The sequence below is a fragment of the Acinetobacter sp. ANC_7635 genome (assembly GCF_056779945.1).
The window spans coordinates 154,247-170,025 of sequence record NZ_JBWYIS010000001.1; the positions used below are offsets into that span (position 1 = coordinate 154,247).

At 37.4% G+C, this 15,779-nt stretch carries 17 protein-coding genes and 1 tRNA gene; 7 read left to right on the top strand and 11 right to left on the bottom strand.

Features of this window, described 5'->3' with window-relative positions; translation table 11 throughout:
* Positions 1-99: 99 nt before the first annotated feature.
* The 4 genes from AC1M89_RS00715 to map all read right to left on the bottom strand — a co-directional run bounded on the left by AC1M89_RS00715 (position 100) and on the right by map (position 4,862).
* Entirely contained in the window at positions 100-1,218 is a 1,119-nt protein-coding gene (locus AC1M89_RS00715) for an OmpW/AlkL family protein (RefSeq protein ID WP_481613708.1), read from the bottom strand.
* A 163-nt stretch (positions 1,219-1,381) separates the two neighbouring features.
* Positions 1,382-2,452 (bottom strand): OmpW/AlkL family protein, encoded by a 1,071-nt coding sequence (locus AC1M89_RS00720; RefSeq protein WP_035265681.1) that lies wholly within the window; start codon positions 2,450-2,452, stop codon positions 1,382-1,384.
* A gap of 233 nt (positions 2,453-2,685) precedes the next feature.
* Complete coding sequence (locus AC1M89_RS00725) at positions 2,686-3,774, bottom strand: OmpW/AlkL family protein (RefSeq protein ID WP_481613709.1); 1,089 nt, start codon at positions 3,772-3,774, stop codon at positions 2,686-2,688.
* Between the two features lie 263 nt (positions 3,775-4,037).
* The gene (gene map / locus AC1M89_RS00730) at positions 4,038-4,862 is read right to left on the bottom strand and encodes a type I methionyl aminopeptidase (RefSeq protein WP_481613710.1); all 825 of its coding nucleotides are present in this window, start codon (positions 4,860-4,862) and stop codon (positions 4,038-4,040) included.
* A gap of 209 nt (positions 4,863-5,071) precedes the next feature.
* On the opposite strand from map, the gene rpsB reads away from it, so the two are divergent.
* The 6 genes from rpsB (at position 5,072) to AC1M89_RS00760 (ending at position 9,498) form a co-directional block, all read left to right on the top strand.
* Positions 5,072-5,824, top strand: a complete 753-nt coding sequence (gene rpsB / locus AC1M89_RS00735) for a 30S ribosomal protein S2 (protein ID WP_035265684.1) — start codon at positions 5,072-5,074, stop codon at positions 5,822-5,824.
* A 140-nt stretch (positions 5,825-5,964) separates the two neighbouring features.
* On the top strand, positions 5,965-6,840 hold the full coding sequence (tsf, locus tag AC1M89_RS00740) for a translation elongation factor Ts (protein ID WP_035265686.1): 876 nt from the start codon (positions 5,965-5,967) through the stop codon (positions 6,838-6,840).
* 113 nt (positions 6,841-6,953) lie between these two features.
* Positions 6,954-7,466, top strand: a complete 513-nt coding sequence (locus tag AC1M89_RS00745) for a DUF3465 domain-containing protein (protein ID WP_481613711.1) — start codon at positions 6,954-6,956, stop codon at positions 7,464-7,466.
* Positions 7,467-7,570: 104 nt separating this feature from the next.
* Positions 7,571-8,386 (top strand): AraC family transcriptional regulator, encoded by an 816-nt coding sequence (locus AC1M89_RS00750; RefSeq protein ID WP_481595584.1) that lies wholly within the window; start codon positions 7,571-7,573, stop codon positions 8,384-8,386.
* 93 nt (positions 8,387-8,479) lie between these two features.
* Positions 8,480-9,178 carry an AzlC family ABC transporter permease gene (locus AC1M89_RS00755; RefSeq protein ID WP_481588477.1) on the top strand — a complete coding sequence of 233 codons (699 nt, stop codon included), beginning with the start codon at positions 8,480-8,482 and terminating at the stop codon, positions 9,176-9,178.
* A gap of 2 nt (positions 9,179-9,180) precedes the next feature.
* On the top strand, positions 9,181-9,498 hold the full coding sequence (locus AC1M89_RS00760; RefSeq protein ID WP_481613712.1) for an AzlD domain-containing protein: 318 nt from the start codon (positions 9,181-9,183) through the stop codon (positions 9,496-9,498).
* Between the two features lie 49 nt (positions 9,499-9,547).
* Here the strand turns inward: AC1M89_RS00760 and AC1M89_RS00765 are convergent, their stop codons facing one another.
* From AC1M89_RS00765 to AC1M89_RS00795, 7 genes are all read right to left on the bottom strand, one after another.
* Complete coding sequence (locus AC1M89_RS00765) at positions 9,548-9,991, bottom strand: Mpo1 family 2-hydroxy fatty acid dioxygenase (RefSeq protein ID WP_481588475.1); 444 nt, start codon at positions 9,989-9,991, stop codon at positions 9,548-9,550.
* Between the two features lie 172 nt (positions 9,992-10,163).
* Positions 10,164-10,775, bottom strand: coding sequence for a septal ring lytic transglycosylase RlpA family protein (locus AC1M89_RS00770; protein ID WP_218947276.1), 612 nt, complete (start codon positions 10,773-10,775; stop codon positions 10,164-10,166).
* Between the two features lie 283 nt (positions 10,776-11,058).
* Complete coding sequence (gene mltB / locus AC1M89_RS00775; RefSeq protein WP_416224309.1) at positions 11,059-12,000, bottom strand: lytic murein transglycosylase B; 942 nt, start codon at positions 11,998-12,000, stop codon at positions 11,059-11,061.
* Positions 12,001-12,309: 309 nt separating this feature from the next.
* A complete protein-coding gene (locus AC1M89_RS00780; RefSeq protein ID WP_092766031.1) occupies positions 12,310-12,963 on the bottom strand; it encodes a hypothetical protein in 654 nt (217 codons plus the stop codon).
* A gap of 25 nt (positions 12,964-12,988) precedes the next feature.
* Entirely contained in the window at positions 12,989-13,807 is an 819-nt protein-coding gene (gene queF / locus AC1M89_RS00785; protein ID WP_481613713.1) for an NADPH-dependent 7-cyano-7-deazaguanine reductase QueF, read from the bottom strand.
* Complete coding sequence (locus AC1M89_RS00790) at positions 13,807-14,580, bottom strand: ABC transporter permease (protein ID WP_092766033.1); 774 nt, start codon at positions 14,578-14,580, stop codon at positions 13,807-13,809. The genes queF and AC1M89_RS00790 overlap by 1 nt, the downstream gene beginning before the upstream one ends.
* Positions 14,577-15,512: an ABC transporter ATP-binding protein gene (locus tag AC1M89_RS00795; RefSeq protein WP_481595579.1), complete on the bottom strand. Its 936-nt coding sequence runs from the start codon at positions 15,510-15,512 to the stop codon at positions 14,577-14,579. The genes AC1M89_RS00790 and AC1M89_RS00795 overlap by 4 nt, the downstream gene beginning before the upstream one ends.
* Positions 15,513-15,699: 187 nt before the next feature.
* Here AC1M89_RS00795 and AC1M89_RS00800 point away from each other — a divergent pair.
* A tRNA-Arg gene (locus AC1M89_RS00800) sits at positions 15,700-15,775 on the top strand.
* Positions 15,776-15,779: the final 4 nt, after the last annotated feature.

The window sequence follows — 15,779 nt, forward strand, 5'->3', positions numbered from 1 at the left end:
TAGCATCATGACGACAGAATAAAAATTTATCAATCAATAAAATTTAGTTATTAGAATGAATAAAGCGGCACTTGGCCGCTTTATGAAGACTGATGGAAATTAGAATCGATAACCAATACCGGCATATCCCAGAATCGGATTAATTTCGATATCTGATTTTGCATTGATTAATTCACCAAGTTCAGCATCGTTTACGGTAATTGTTGTTTCACCTTTAAGATGCGCATAGGAAATTGATCCGACTGCAAACCAACGATCATTGAAATCATAAGTAAAACCAGCAGTAGCTACAGGGGCGAAAGCATCTTTAGCTTCAAGTTTAACTTTAGGATTCGCTGTACTTTCAATTCCATCAAGTGCTTTCCCAGCTTCACCTAATTTGATGTTCGCAATTTTATGACCTGCAGCGACTAGATCAGCTTCAAGGTTGGAGTTCATTTCCAATTCATTGAAGTATGCATACATCAAACCAAGTCCTACATATGGTCTAAATTTATTTACGCCTGTTTTGCCAAAATGATATTGGAATTCGAATGCTGGCGTCCATGCACGAGCTTCTGCAACCTTACCATGACCTGATAAATCAGTAATGAAGATGTCATCTTTTAAAGGCAAATCGTTTAGAATTGCACCAATCCCTGTCGGGGTAGCGATGCCTGAAAGTGGAGCATAAATTTGTCCTTTCCCCTGAATGTCGACTTTAGGTGGAATTCCAGCTTTCACTTCAAATGAAATATTGTCGGTGAAAAAATAGTTGGTCATGATTCCGAGTGTTGTGACATCATCTGCTTCAAGTCCAGTGCCTTTAGCTTCCCAGTTGTTTAATCCGTTGATTACTGCTTCACCAGAGGTATTTTCACGTAAATAGGTCTTGCCATCTTCTTTGTAGCTAATGAGATTTAAAACATCTGCAGCTACAGCAGTTTCGAGTAATTGCTTTTTAATTGCAGTTCCAGGAGCGCTATCGTCAATGGCATTCAATACAGAATCGACTTGCACATTTCCAACCTTCGTTTTTTCACCCTCAGCTACAGCAGTGTTAATATTAATTGGTTGAGCTTTACCCTGAGGCATTACATGTAATGCACCCACTGACACAGAAAAACGTTTAAAGCCGTCGCCATCTTTTAAACTAAAATAAGGTGAATCTGCATAACTGAAGACTGGAAAACTTAAAGCACTGATGGATGCAACTAAGTAAGCTAGTTTTTTTTTCATTATGGAACTCCATGTCCAAAACTGTAAATAAAGAGTGATTATTTTTGTATTTTTATTATCAAATTTATTTTTAGACACATTGTAGTAATAATTTGCCAATTGTGTTTGGTTTTTGTTTGATTACAAAAAAAAGAGGCAATTGCCTCTTTTCTTACTCTATGCGTTAGAAACGCATGCCAACCCCAGCATAGCCCAATATCGGGTTAATCTCGATATCAGCTTTTGAGTTGATTAACTCTTGTCCAGTATTTTCATTGACGACTGTGATCTTCGTTTCATTCTGCAAGTGGGCGTAACTAATAGATGCTACTGCATACCATGTATCATTAAAGTCGTAGGTGAATCCAACTGTAGCTATAGGTGCAAAAACATCAGTTGCTTCTAAATTAACTTTCATTTTTCCATTGGTATCTTTCTTATCGAGTGCTGCACCAGCATTTTGATTAATAATATTTTGGATCATATGCCCAGCGGCGACTAAATCTTTTTCAATACCTGGATCCATTTTTAGTTCATTAAAATAAGCGTACATTAATCCAACGCCAACGTAAGGGCGGAATTTATTAATCCCGGTCTCACCAAAACGATATTGTAATTCAAAAGCAGGGGTCCATGCTCTAGCTTCAGCAGCTTTTGAAGATTGTTCTAGATTAGTAATATGAATATTATTTTTGAGGTCTAAGTTCCCCGCAATTCCACCTAACGGTGCTGCAGTAGCTGAGAAGGGGGCTTTAATATTTCCAATACCTTTGATATCCACTTTAGGTGGAATTCCACCTTTTATTTCCACAGACAAATTATCTGTAAAGTGATAACTACTCATGATGCCAACTGTTGTAACTTTATCAGCCTCCAAGCCAGTATTCGGATTATCCCATTCAGCTAATCCATTAATATAGGATTTTCCACTAATAGCCCCTGAGACATTGCCTTGAAAAGCAGAAATTAATTTAACAATACCTTCTACTAAATAATTTGGTTTACGATCTGGGTCAAGGTTATCGATTACCGTGGAAGCATTAATATCCCCAACTTTTGATTCATAATTGTCATTTATGACTGTTTTTACATTAAAAGGTTGGGCCTTACCTTGCGGCATTACATGTAATGCACCCACTGAAATTGAAAAACGCTTAAACCCCTCATCAGAAAGGCTGAAATATCCTGACTCCGCATAACTCAGAGTAGATAAGAATGAACTTGCGAATAATGTAGGAACTAAAAACTTCTTCATTGTTTGAAGGACTCCATGTCCAATTTTTAGTTCATTTTATATTCATTAAATCATCTAAATGCAAAGCAGTTTGTTCACTTGAAATCAAATTTATTATCCTAATTTACAATTGTTAAATTATTGAAAAATATGATATAAGTTGGATTTTAAAGTGTGTGTTAATTGTCTTATTTTTTCTTTATTTGTGATAGGTTGGGCATATTGGGGTATGGCTTCAATATGCCTCAAGTGTTTTAGAAGCGATAGCCTACACCAGCATAACCAATGATAGGATTTACTTCTAAATCAACTTCCGATGAAAATAATGTTCCGAGTTTATCATCGTTGACTTCAATTGTGGTTTTACCTGTTAGGTGTGCATAACTAATAGATGCAACTGCAAACCAGTTCTGATTGAAGTCGTAAGTAAACCCAAGCGTGGCTATTGGCGCAAAACTCAATTCGGACTCAAGTTTAACCTTGGGATTTGCTGTACTTTTTTTACCTTTAATTAATGCATCGCCACCGCGTCCATTTTTCATATTGGCAATCATGTGACCTGAATCAATTAAGTCTTTTTCAAGGCTTGGATTCAATTCTAATTCATTGAAGTAAGCGACCATAAGTCCAAGCCCAACATAGGGTCTAAATTTATTGATCCCAGTCTGTCCAAAATGGTACTGCAATTCCCACATTGGGGTCCATGCACGAGCTGTCGCAATAGAGTTTCCATGACTCTCAAGATCTGTAATTGGCAAATCATTCTTCAGATAAATGGTAGGTAGGGAGATCAACCCTAATTTTGAATTGGCTTCAGCTGTAAACGGTGCTGTAATCTTACCTTTTCCTTGAATATCTACTTTTGGGGGGAACCCAGCTTTACTCTCGAATGAGATCTTATCGTTGAAATGGTAATTGATCATGATGCCAAGTGTTGTGACATCATCTGCAGTCATTCCAGAACCATCCATACTCCAACTTTCAATGCCGCTTACAGTTGAAGTTCCACTTTGACTGGCTGGATAAGTATCGCTAAAAGCATCAACGATCTTCAAAAGTGCTTGCATACTTTGATTTTCTTTTTCTTTATCAGGATCTAAGTTCTCAAAAACAGTAGAAAGTGTAATATCACCATTTTTTGCAACTTCACCATTTTTTACTGCTGTACGAATTTTAGGTGCCTTGGCTTTACCTTGAGGCATAACATGTAATGGTCCGACTGAAATTGAATATCGTTTAAACCCTTCAGTTTCATCCAGATTAAAAAATGATGATTCTGCATAAATAGTTGTAGATGCAAAAACAATAGGTACGACCATGCACCAGAATGCTTTTTTCGTCATTTTGGACTCCCTGTCCGATTTTGTTGCTAGTTGTTGTTTTACATTCTTTAAGCGTTATATAAACATAAAATGAATCAGTTTGAAAAGCGTTTTTACGCATTTTTGTGATAAAAAATTTTTAAAAATCATGAATTTAAATCTTGAAAATCCAACATTTGTTAGGTTTGTTTGTGAATTTATTTCTGATTGAGTGACTTAGCAAAATAAAAAGTCAGATCAATTTAAATTGGTCTGACTTTTTTAACTTTATTAATTAACTAAAATTATTGAAATCGGGATAAATCCTCTTCAGGGCGAGCAGTTAATACCTCGACACTTGTTTTAGTGACTAAAACAGTATGTTCATATTGCGCAGATAATTTATGATCTTTCGTTACAACTGTCCATTTATCACCAAGAAGTTTAGTTTGCCATACACCAGCATTGACCATTGGTTCAATTGTAAATGTCATACCTTCTTCTAAAACCATGCCTGAATTTGGTTGACCGTAATGAAGCACTTGAGGTTCATCATGGAAAACAGTTCCAATACCATGACCACAATATTCACGAACGACACTGAAACGCTCTGACTCAACATATTTTTGAATCGCATGACCAATATCACCGATCGTCGAACCAGGTTTTACCGTAGCAATACCACGATACATTGCTTCTTGTGCAACTTTGCATAAGCGATCTGCAAGAATAGAAGTCTCGCCACCCACGATGTACATCATGTTGGTATCACCATGAAATCCATCTTTAATCACAGTGACATCAATATTCAAGATGTCACCTTTCTTCAAGATTTTGTTTTCAGAGGGAATACCGTGGCAAACCACATGGTTTACTGATGTGCAAATCGTATGCTGGAATGCAGGACGACCAGGCGCAGCACCATAGCCTAGGCAAGCAGGAATGGCATCTTGTTTATTCACAATATAATCATGACAAATCGTATCCAATTCTAGTGTACTCACACCAGGCTTGATATGCGGTTTGATCATATCCAAAACTTCTGCCGCTAGTCGTCCCGCCACACGCATCTTTTCGATATCTTCAGCAGATTTAATTAAACGACGTGGTGCTTCATAAGTACTGTTCATGATCTTTAAAAACTTTTGGAAATTTGTGTGTGACTATGGTATAAATAGCCGCCCAATTTATCAAATGCTTTTCGTGAATAGATTCACTTAATCGGATGATATGTTGGTTAATAAAATCCGCACATATGTCGACACATTACTCTGGGTGCCCGTAAGGGTGGAGAATGCGGACATATGGAGGCCTAACCCAAACTTTTAAGGTAAAGAAAATGGCAGATTACAACGTAAGCATGCGCGACCTTCTTCAAGCTGGTGCGCACTTCGGTCACCAAACTCGCTTCTGGAACCCAAAAATGCGTCAATACATTTTTGGTGCGCGTAACAAAATTCACATCATCAACCTTGAGCACACTGTTCCTGCGTTAAATGATGCATTGAACTTTGTTAACAACCTAGCAAGCAAAAAGAACAAAGTATTGTTCGTTGGTACTAAACGTGCTGCTTCTAACATCATCCGTGAACAAGCTCAACGTGCTGGTCAACCATATGTAGATCACCGTTGGTTAGGTGGTATGTTGACGAACTGGAAAACTCTTCGTCAATCAATCAACCGTCTTAAAGATCTTCAAACTCAGTCTACTGACGGTACTTTCGCTAAGCTTACTAAACGTGAAGCTTTAGAGCGTACTCGTGAAATGGAAAAACTTGAACGTGCTCTTGGCGGTGTTAAGAACATGGGTGGTTTACCTGACGCATTGTTCATCATCGACGTTGACCACGAAGCGATTGCAATCAAAGAAGCTAAGAACCTTGGTATTCCAGTAATCGGTATCGTTGATACTAACTCTAACCCAGATAACGTTGATTTCGTTATTCCTGGTAACGATGATGCGATCCGCGCTGTAACTCTTTACGCTACTGCGATGGCTGATGCGATTATTGCTGGTAAAGAATACGCTCAAACTCAAGCTAATGCGCAAGCTAAAGGCGAAGAAGCTGCTAAAGAAGCTCCTGAGGCTTAATGCGATTTGATGCGGATTTGTCATTTTTGCGACACGTAATCGTGGCATCTTAAGCATCAATCAAGCAAAACGGCCCAGATGATTAATTTGGGCCGTTTTTGTTAACAGATACATATCTCGACCGAATTTAGGAGAATAACATGACTGCTATTACTGCAAGCATGGTTAAAGAGTTGCGTGATCGTACTGGTCTAGCAATGATGGAATGTAAAAAAGCGTTGACAGAAGCTGGTGGCGATATCGAGTTAGCGATCGACAACCTTCGTAAATCTGGTCAAGCAAAAGCTGCTAAAAAAGCAGGTAACATTGCTGCTGATGGCGCGATTACAATTGCTCAAGAAGGCAATAAAGCAATTCTTTTAGAAGTAAACTGTCAAACTGACTTCGTTGCTAAAGACGAAAACTTTGCTGGTTTCTCTGCGAAAGTTGCTGCTGCTGCGCTTGCTGCGAATGTAACTGATGCTGCTCAAATTGCTGAATTGAAACTTGAAGATGGTGCAACTGTAGAAGAAGCTCGTATTGCGCTTGTTCAAAAAATCGGTGAAAACATTCAAGTTCGTCGTGCTCAAATCGTTGAAGGTGAAAACCTTGCAGTCTACAAACACGGTTTAAAAATCGGTGTTGTAGTTTCATTTGCTGGTGATGCTGCTACTGGTAAAGGTATCGCAATGCATGTTGCTGCGTTCAACCCAGTTGCTGTAAATGCTGAAGGTGTTTCTGCTGAGTTAATCGCTAAAGAGAAAGAAATTGCTGAAGCAAAAGCAATTGAATCTGGTAAACCAGCGAATATCGTTGAAAAAATGGTAACTGGTTCAGTTGAAAAATACTTAAATGAAGTTGTTCTTGAGCGTCAAATGTACGTTATCGACAACGACAAGAAAGTTGCTGATGTTCTTAAATCTACAGGTACAACTGTTGCTCAATTCGTACGCTTCGAAGTGGGTGAAGGTATTGAGAAAAAAGCTGAACTTTCTTTCGCTGAAGAAGTTGCTGCTGCTCAAGCTGCTGCAAAATAATTGATTCAATTATTTTGAAAAAGAAAAAGCCCTTAAAGGGCTTTTTCTTTTTTTTGATGAGTCTAAATGATATAAACTTTAGGATGAAATAAAAATATAACTTAGAGATCAATATGTCTCAGAAATCAAAAATGAGTATTGTTGCGTTAATTGCAGTGGTGGTCGCAGCATATTTCGGTGTCGATTTAAAACAGGATTTAAAACAGAGTAATGAGCACGCACTAAATCCTACAGATGCAAGTACTCAATATAATGATGCTAACCAACGAGAACTATCCTCTGCGGATAATGATGATGCCGCAAAAATAGCGACACTTTTTCAAAAAAAGATGAGTGATGTGCAAGTTAGGGCTTCTGGAGAAGTTGTTGCAATATTAAATGATGATAATGAAGGATCTAGACATCAGAAATTTATTTTAAAACTTAATCATGGTCAGACAGTCTTGGTAGCTCATAATATAGACTTGGCACCACGTGTTGAGAATATTCAAAAAGGGGATATCGTCGAGTTCTATGGTGAATATGAATATACCGACAAGGGTGGTGTAATTCATTGGACTCACCATGATCCTCAAAAACGGCATATTGATGGTTGGTTAAAGCATCAGGGTCGAAGTTATCAATAATTTTTATAAAAATAAATATATGAGATGAGCAATTTCATTCTAGATTTAAAATGCAGGCGTGATAGTTTTTATGCAATTTTATAGGCGTAATATCCAGAAAAAAGATGCAAGAGTCTGCTAATTATCTTCATTTCAAAGAATTGGGCGGATTGGAATTATTAAAAGCTCAATTTCAACGTAAGCAATTTTCAAAACATGCTCATGAGGGCTATTGTATTGGTGTCATTGAAGATGGGGCACAAAGTTTTTACCGCTCTGGAAAGCTTCATATCGCACCTAAAGGCGATATTATTCTGGTGAATGCTGATGAAATACATACTGGTTCATCCGCTGTGGAAACTGGTTGGAAATATCGAGCAATTTACCCAACACCTGAAATGATATTAGATCTGAGTCGAGATTTTTTTACAACCAAGAATGCAGTCCCATGGTTCTCGGATGCAGTGATTCATGATTTGGGTTTGGCGAGGCAACTAGTATTTTTATTCGATTTATTTGAGCAGGGCGAGGATACTTTGCTTAAAGAAAGCCTCTATTTGACGACATTGGCCAGATTGATCTATTGCTATGGGCGGGCGAAATTAAGTCCAATCAACATACCAGAAATGAGAAAAAAAGTTGAACTAATAAAAGAACTTATGAGTAGTTTTCCTGAACATGACTATTCTCTACACGAGTTGTCTGCATATGTAGATACAAGCCCATGGCATTTATTACGTGAATTTAAAAAACATACGGGATTGCCTCCACATAGTTGGCTTGTTCAAAGAAGAATTCAAAAAGCTAAACAATTGCTTAAGCAGGGGGTGCGAATAACTGAGGTTGCACAACTCACTGGATTTTCTGATCAGAGTCATTTAAATCGACATTTTAAAAGTGCAATAGGTGTAACGCCTAGACAATATCTTTTGAACTATTAATTTTCCTTAAATTTGCGCCGCAATATTATTCAAGATCAATCATTACTCATCAGATGATAATAATCGATAAGTGAATCAGATTAAGATGTATTGATGAAAAAGATGAGTGATACAAAAAAGAATTTTATACATGGTGTGCTGGGTATTATGCCGTTGGCAATTGCAGTCATGCCATGGGGGGTATTGGCTGGCTCTTTGGCGATACAGACTGGATTGAATGCGATACAAGCTTTTGCAATGTCATTGTTTATGTTTGCTGGTGCTGCACAATTAGTGAGCTTAGGATTGGTTTCGGGGCAGGCTTCGCTGATGACAATCTATCTGACGATTTTTTTTCTGACGAGTCAGCATTTAATTTACGCGCTTAATTTTCGAAATGATGTTAGTAAATTTCCACTATTTAAACGTATTGTATTTGGCTTTCTGCTGACGGATGAATTATTTGCGGTTGGTGTAAAAAATAAATCACAACGCTCATTCGCATATTTATTTGGAGCAGGACTTTGTTTTTATATTTTTTGGCTGATATTTAGTTTATTTGGGATTGTGCTTGCTCACTTCATTCCTAATTTATCAAATTTGCATCTTGATTTCTCAGTCGTTGCACTGCTTATATTAATTATAGTGCCAATGATAAAAAATCTTACAATACTTGTTGGTGTTGTGATTACCATAATTTTTTCTTTAATTTTAGAAGCTTACCAAGTAAATGCAGCGTTAATTATTTCTGGTCTATGTGGAATGTTTGCCAGTGTGATAGTTGAAAAATGGCAAACAACAAAAGGGGATTAAAAATGAGCTGGATGCTTTTGCTGGGGTTGTCGATCATGATCTTTATTAATCGATATTTATTCTTGGAGCCAAGGGTAAATGTGCCACTTCCTAGAATTTTGAAACAGATGTTGAAATATTCTGCGCCATGTTTGTTGACTGCAATATGTGTACCGATTGTATTTTATGAAGCAGCAGAATTAAGGGTTATGTCGAGTAATCACTATTTATGGGCAGCAATATTTTGTGTACTGCTTGCGCTAATAAGTCAAAAAGTTTTCAGTAATTTAGTTTTTACTTTACTGTTTTTCTATCTCATAAATTACTTAATTAGAGCATGAACATCGGGCTAAATTAAATTCTAATTTAACCCATGCTGTATTTGCTAATTTAAGCGCTGATTTGGCGTGATTTCCAATTGGGTAGTATCTTATCTAGGTAGGCATCCATACACCATAGAGGGCCAATCAGAAGGAATTGGAGGTCTTTAAAGAAAGATGGCTTTTTCCCTTCAATTTTGTGCCCGTAAAATTGACCTATCCAAGCCAAAACGAATAGAGCAATATAGAATCCTTTCCCGAATGGAAGAAAAATAATAAGCCAAGACATGACCAATAATAACGCTGCCATTGCAACCGCGAGTACAAGATCTAATCTTGCATAAAAGATGAGTGTTAACACCAGTAAAAGGGTAGTCAGTAATGCGCTGAAATGAGCGAGTATGCCAATGATCGAGAATAGAATCGTGGGTACGCAAATCCAGTGTAATGTTTTATTGGTTGGGTTTTGATGGCTATCACTATATTCATCTAACCATTCTGTAATTGTCTTCATCCTATTTCCTTCACTGATTATTTGAATTTTATTTATTCTATAAACTACATTATGACATAAGATGATAAATCAAGATTCTTTTTTGTATATTGGTCACATCAAAAAAAATTAAAAATAATAAAGCCACTCAATGAGTGGCTTGCCGTTAAATGCTTCGCTGAATCATGAGAACCTAAGAGTTTGGACCATCCACACGTTCGATGCTTACACGCGCAGTACCAGCATTGGTAATACCAAGAGATTTCGCAGCACCGTAAGATAAATCTACAACACGATTACCATGAAATGGGCCGCGATCATTTACTTTAACAACGACGCTTTTACCATTAGATTTATTCGTTACACGAATATAGCAATTAAGCGGTAGGCTACGATGCGCTGCAGTAAGTGCATTCATATCAAATGTCTCGCCACTTGCAGTTTTACGACCGTGAAATTGACGACCGTACCAAGAAGCAACTCCTGTTTGACTAAAACGACGAACAGTGTTTGAAGCAACATTATTAAGTTTATCAATCACTGAAGGCTCTTCAACAGGTACTTGAATTTTCGCTGCAATTGTTTCGCGACGAATTTTATCACCTGAACTTTCAGTAATTGCTAAACTGTTTAAATTCGAGAAGTGCGAATTGAAACTTGTAGAGTCTTTGCTAATCACGCGTGAAGCAAGACTTGATTGGTCAACATCATTATTTAGATAAGAGGATTGAACTAACTCGGCATGAGTTTGAGTCAAAGCCAAACTAATACCTAATATTGATAACATTTTCAGCGAAGCATGCATCGTTTAACTCCTTGGAACCCTAAGTTAATTATCTAAGTTGCTGATAATTAACCTAAATGGTCTGTAAATTTACTTGTGCAACTGCATTTAACGGTAGTGGATGATATTCATCCTGATACAAAAGTGTCTAGCTTTATTTTCACTTTAGTTACAAAAACGACAAATTATCACAAAATATGGTTAAAAATTAATCAATAGTGTAACAAAATATGTAAAATGTGCAAATAGTGAACTTAATCACAAAAATATTTATTGACTTTTGTGAAAACAAGTAGATTTATATTTATCTACTCGCGATTTCAGTCCCTAAAAGCCACAGTGCAGTTGCATACATTCGACTACGGTTATAGGTCGTAATGACTTGAAAATTAGGATATGTAAGGTAATAAGCTGGTCCATAATTTTCTTGTAGTTGAATCACATTGACCATGTCTAAGTCATCTATTTTAACAATAGGATTGAGTGGGCTAATGCCTTGAACTTTTAATGCACCATATGGAGTAGGTTGTGTTAAGTCTTTGGCTATGATGGCATCCGCATTATTTCCTTGGTAGCGTGCGGCAAAAGCAATCGGTTGATCTCGTTGCCAACCATGTTGAGCAAGATAATTTGCAATAGAACCAATTGCATCTACAGCAGAGTTTCTGAGATCGATATGACCATTACCGTCATAATCCACACCAAATTTCGGAATATTGCTTGGCATAAATTGAGGATAGCCCACAGCACCAGCATAAGAGCCAACGACTGAATTAGCTGGAATGCCGTCCTTATAAGACCATGCAATCAAAGCGCTTAATTCGTCTTGAAAGTATTGTGCACGTCGTTCATATCCAAACCCTAAAGTAGCTAGTGCATCACGTGTGATGAATGAACCTTTATTTGCTCCAAAACCTGTCTCTACGCCGAGAATACCGAGAATGATGGACTGGGGAACACCGAACTGCTGTTCTGCTCGATTTAAAGTGTCTGCATATTGATTTTTAAAACGCACACCACGTTGAATTGTACTTTCTGCTAAAAAATTCTTTTTATATTCGTACCAAGGCTTGCTTTCTCCTGGGCGATTCATAATGTTGATAATATTTGGTAGGTTTTTTGATCCATTCATGGCCCAGTCAACTTGCTCAGCACTCAAACCATAGGTCTGCATCGTTTTTAGTTTAAAATTTTGATATTGAGGATGTTGAGCGAAGTCGTTGGCTTGAACAAAACTTGTGATCATAAACGCACTGAGTGCTAAACCAATACGTTGTAATTTAACATTAAAATTTTCAAATAACATAACAGCAGCAGATCCAATTATTATCGGTGGTAGACGCAAAGGTATAAGTGTTGATAAGGATTAAAAGTTCAACATCATTTGATTAATCGCAATGTTTATTAAGATAACATTAGGTCGTGATGGATTCACAAAAACCTACATAAAAAGTGTAAAAATGGATGAATTATGCCTTTTATTTATTCAATATTGATGAACTATTTTTAAAACATAAAAAAACCTAGCAGAAGCTAGGTTTTTGATTAGTCTGATTTATTCTTGAATAAATAGCGTGTCATGATATTCAGCTGTAGCTAACAATTCTTCTTTAGTAAAGTTAGGAATGAGCTTATCAATAGCAATATGAACTGCTTTGATGACCGCTGAAGAAGCGATATCAGACGCCTTACGTTTAATCATACCCAAATCTAAAGTCTTGTTAAAATCATTCATAAAGTGACGAACTGCAGCTTCACCGAATTGCTTGTATTGTTCAGACAGAACTGCACGATTGACATCATTGCCTGCACGTACTTCTGCAAAGCTATTTTTTAAGTTTGTCACTAGATCAGCAGGTAATGGAGCACCGACACGATAATTACCCTCTGGATCTTTGAATAAACTCTTTTCAGAGAATTCAATCGATTGTCTCACGACGTCATTTGGTGCTTTACCCAATAACTGTTTAAGTAGTACCGATACTGTTGATTTAATATAACCAGCAAGTTTTTCAGCTGTTTCTCGTTTGTCACTTGCAGGGAAACGACGTACAAGTTCAACTAAAATTGCATCGATAATTTCATCATTAATAGCGAGTGCAGTTTGATCACGCAAAGGGTAAAGTGGTTCGTTTGAATTTTTTTTCTCAATTCCAGTTTGAATATTCTTTAACAAAGATTCAGATGGAATAAAACCAAAATATGACATCGTATAACCTCAACTATTCTTCAATTTATTGTCGCGCCAATCGAATTGGGCTTGGCATCCATGCAAAGTCCGATACACGACAAGGGTTAATGTCTAAACCACCACGGCGTGTATAAGTCGCATATACCATCAACTTTTCAGGATTAAAGTTTTCCCAAATGTCTGCGTAGATTTGTTCAACGCATTGTTCGTGAAAGCCATTATGCTGACGATAGGAGATAATATAAGCTAAAACTGAACGATAACAAGGTTTTTTGCCACGATATCTTAAAAAAACTGTGCCCCAATCAGGCTGACCTGTGACTGGGCAGTTACTTCTTAATAAATGCGAATATAATTGAATTTCAACGATTTCTTCGGAAGACGCTGCATCGAGTTTAAGTAAGCTCGCATCAGGGTGGTTTTCAAGACGTTCAGGCTCATAATGGTCGATGCATATTCCTTCAGGCTGGGCAATATTCAACTGATCAACATCGAATAATTCAAGTCTGACTTCTGCATTGGCTGCTTTAGAAAGATCACGCTCGACTGTCTCAATAAACTGATTTTGAGATTCAAATTTAGCAAAATTCAGACTATTGAAATATAGTTTAAGAGATTTGGACTCGATGAGATAAGGTGATGAAGCAGGAAGATGCATTCGACCAATTGCAACTTGAGGAATCCCTAACAGATTCAACCAAGAAATTTCAAAAATATGCCACCAATCAATTCCTTGTTGAATACCATCTACATGTGCGTACTTCGCTCGTGCTTCTGCGCGAGCAATTGGAAATAACACCCCAGGTTGATATTCAGTTGGATAGTTGGTGTCTTTGCCTAAAAGAGATTGTTCAACGCTCATTATTCACGCATTCCTGAACCACGGGAGAGTAGGTGATAAGCGACCGCATATAGCACGGCGCAACACGCTGTGATTACTAATAAAGAGATAGATACATTTACATCGCTATGACCAAGAATTCCATAACGGAATGCATTGACCATATATACGACAGGGTTAATTAAAGATAGATTTTGCCAAAATGGGCTTAATGCAGAAATTGCATAGAACACCCCACCTAAATAGGTCAACGGTGTTAAAACAAAAGTGGGAATAATCGAAATATCATCAAATGACTTTGCATAGACCGCATTGATAAATCCACCTAATGCAAACAGTAATGACGTAATGAGTACGGTATAAATTGTGACGAACCAGTTGGTAATATATAAGTCAGTAAAAAATAAACTCATTGCAGTCACAATGATAGCAACCAATAAGCCTCGAGCAACACCACCAAGCACATAACCCCAAAGTACGGCATGTAAAGGCACTGGACTCATGATCAGTTCTTCAATACTTTTTTGAAATTTAGAACTAAAAAAGCTTGATGAAACGTTGGCATAACTATTAGTAATGACAGCCATCATAATTAGACCAGGTACAATGAACTGCATGTAGGTAAAGCCACCCATTTCCCCAATTCTTGAACCGACTAGATTTCCAAAAATCACAAAATACAGTGACATGGTAATTGCTGGTGGTAACAATGTTTGTGGCCAAATGCGCATAAATCTACGAATTTCCTTATGGATAATCGTATATAAAGCTACAGCGAGTTGGTTAAAATTCATTGCGCAGCTCCATCAAGATTCTTTTCGACCATTTTGACGAATAGCTCTTCTAAACGATTTGATTTATTACGCATACTTCGAACTTGAATGTTCTGTGATTCTAGAAGTTGAAAAAGATCATTCATGCTATGTGCTTTATCAAGCGTAATTTCTAAGGTCACTGGATCAACCAAATTAAATTTCACACCAATAATGTCAAGTTGTATCGGTTCTATAGGTTCAGCCAAATCAAAAATGAAAGATTCTTCATTTAATTGATTTAAGAAGTTCTTCATGGTGGTGTCTTCTTTAATGACGCCACGATCAATAATTGCAATTTTGCGACACAGTACTTCTGCTTCTTCTAAATAATGTGTTGTGAGAATGATAGATGTACCTTTCTGATTCATTTCTGTTAAGAAGTCCCACATCGAGCGACGTAGTTCAATATCAACACCAGCAGTCGGTTCATCGAGAATTAACAGTTTCGGATCATGCATCATTGCTCGGGCAATCATAAGGCGGCGTTTCATTCCCCCAGATAGCATACGGGCTTGAGTAGAACGTTTTTCCCATAAACCTAATTTGGTCAGATACTCCTCTGCACGAGTTTCAGCAACTTTTTTTGGAATGCCGTAATAACCTGCTTGTGTGACTAAAATATCGAAAGTCTTTTCAAATTGCGCAAAGTTAAACTCTTGAGGGACTACACCCAAGCATTGTTTAGCTTGAGAAGGATGTGTATCGAGGTTATGACCAAAAATCTGGACAGTTCCTGCAGTTTTTTTTGTAAGAGAGCTGATGATGCCAATAGTGGTTGATTTACCTGCACCATTAGGGCCTAGAAGTGCATAAAATTCACCTTCTGGAACATCTAAATTAATTCCTTTTAGTGCTTGAAAACCATTTCGATAGGTCTTCGACAAATCCCTTAAGGTCAATGCATCAGTCATGAATATCTCGAATGGTGAAAAGTTGAGATATTGTGAGTGATCTTGAAAAATAAACCAAGCTTTGTAATCAGAATTCTCTGTTTTGATGTTGAAACACTGTATAAAGCATGAGCACTAAAAATTCGAAAGATATATAGTTGCTTTACCTTAGAGTTTTTTTTGTTATGATGTGCGCACTTCCTAAAATGCGCTCATAGCTCAACTGGATAGAGTACAGGTCTCCGAAGCCTGTGGCGTGGGTTCGAGTCCCGCTGAGCGCACCATTTC

Bases quoted from the DNA above. Each gene is read 5' to 3' on its own strand.
- AC1M89_RS00715 (WP_481613708.1), bottom strand. From the start codon at position 1,218: ATGAAAAAAAAACTAGCTTACTTAGTTGCATCCATCAGTGCTTTAAGT.
- AC1M89_RS00720 (WP_035265681.1), bottom strand. From the start codon at position 2,452: ATGAAGAAGTTTTTAGTTCCTACATTATTCGCAAGTTCATTCTTATCT.
- AC1M89_RS00725 (WP_481613709.1), bottom strand. From the start codon at position 3,774: ATGACGAAAAAAGCATTCTGGTGCATGGTCGTACCTATTGTTTTTGCA.
- map (WP_481613710.1), bottom strand. From the start codon at position 4,862: ATGAACAGTACTTATGAAGCACCACGTCGTTTAATTAAATCTGCTGAA.
- rpsB (WP_035265684.1), top strand. From the start codon at position 5,072: ATGGCAGATTACAACGTAAGCATGCGCGACCTTCTTCAAGCTGGTGCG.
- tsf (WP_035265686.1), top strand. From the start codon at position 5,965: ATGACTGCTATTACTGCAAGCATGGTTAAAGAGTTGCGTGATCGTACT.
- AC1M89_RS00745 (WP_481613711.1), top strand. From the start codon at position 6,954: ATGTCTCAGAAATCAAAAATGAGTATTGTTGCGTTAATTGCAGTGGTG.
- AC1M89_RS00750 (WP_481595584.1), top strand. From the start codon at position 7,571: ATGCAAGAGTCTGCTAATTATCTTCATTTCAAAGAATTGGGCGGATTG.
- AC1M89_RS00755 (WP_481588477.1), top strand. From the start codon at position 8,480: ATGAAAAAGATGAGTGATACAAAAAAGAATTTTATACATGGTGTGCTG.
- AC1M89_RS00760 (WP_481613712.1), top strand. From the start codon at position 9,181: ATGAGCTGGATGCTTTTGCTGGGGTTGTCGATCATGATCTTTATTAAT.
- AC1M89_RS00765 (WP_481588475.1), bottom strand. From the start codon at position 9,991: ATGAAGACAATTACAGAATGGTTAGATGAATATAGTGATAGCCATCAA.
- AC1M89_RS00770 (WP_218947276.1), bottom strand. From the start codon at position 10,775: ATGCATGCTTCGCTGAAAATGTTATCAATATTAGGTATTAGTTTGGCT.
- mltB (WP_416224309.1), bottom strand. From the start codon at position 12,000: ATGATCACAAGTTTTGTTCAAGCCAACGACTTCGCTCAACATCCTCAA.
- AC1M89_RS00780 (WP_092766031.1), bottom strand. From the start codon at position 12,963: ATGTCATATTTTGGTTTTATTCCATCTGAATCTTTGTTAAAGAATATT.
- queF (WP_481613713.1), bottom strand. From the start codon at position 13,807: ATGAGCGTTGAACAATCTCTTTTAGGCAAAGACACCAACTATCCAACT.
- AC1M89_RS00790 (WP_092766033.1), bottom strand. From the start codon at position 14,580: ATGAATTTTAACCAACTCGCTGTAGCTTTATATACGATTATCCATAAG.
- AC1M89_RS00795 (WP_481595579.1), bottom strand. From the start codon at position 15,512: ATGACTGATGCATTGACCTTAAGGGATTTGTCGAAGACCTATCGAAAT.